The organism is Sinorhizobium sp. P24N7, assembly GCF_042436655.1.
In the GTDB taxonomy this organism is placed as follows: domain Bacteria; phylum Pseudomonadota; class Alphaproteobacteria; order Rhizobiales; family Rhizobiaceae; genus Sinorhizobium; species Sinorhizobium meliloti_A.
Genome location: NZ_JBHMIW010000078.1, coordinates 1 through 705 on the forward strand (window position 1 = coordinate 1; position 705 = coordinate 705).

The window sequence follows — 705 nt, forward strand, 5'->3', positions numbered from 1 at the left end:
GATCAAGATGCAGCGCGCAATTCTCGGGATGAGTCAAACGCGACTTGGAGAGGCGCTAGGCATCACGTTCCAGCAGATCCAGAAATATGAGAAGGGGATCAACCGCGTTGGCGCCAGCCGGTTGAGTCGCATAGCCGAGGTGCTTGGAGTCTCAATCTCGTACTTCTTCGAAGACTCACGCCCGGCCAGGGCCGACGCACCACCCTCTGGTACGGACCATGACCTGATGTCCTTCCTGTCGACGCCGGAAGGCGTCGAGCTGAATCGTGCCTTTGCCAGAAGTGCAGACGCCAGACTCCGCAGACAACTTGCGAGCCTGGTGACGGCGATCGCGACCACCGATAATTTGAAGGCGCCCGTCGTCGGCCGTTAGGGCGAGAATGATTGAGATACGTCGCGTGCTGGCGTGCTTGCACCCTCGCATCGTTCCACAACCACATAGAGCCTGGAAACGAAGGCCGGCGAAACCGTGTGACCGAACGATCGGCCTAGGCCAACCGGGCAATCCCGTCCGGAGGAGACATCGGCCACCCGGCCGAATGGATCTTGAGGATCGATACAGTCTATATCAACGCCAAAACCGCACGCGGGGCGGGAAGAGAGCCAGCGCCAGCTGTAACGCCGAACTTGGCGTGAGCGCAGACCCTTCAATCCTATGGACAACAATTCGGGTGCTGACCCGATCTTGAATGCGGCGGCCAGGAG

The 705-nt window shown here is 59.7% G+C and carries 1 protein-coding gene; it reads left to right on the top strand.

All coding sequences use genetic code 11. From position 1 onward, the window contains the following. The first annotated feature begins 1 nt into the window (after position 1). Complete coding sequence (locus ACFHWW_RS33985; RefSeq protein WP_379943760.1) at positions 2-373, top strand: helix-turn-helix domain-containing protein; 372 nt, start codon at positions 2-4, stop codon at positions 371-373. The last annotated feature ends 332 nt before the right edge of the window (positions 374-705 follow it).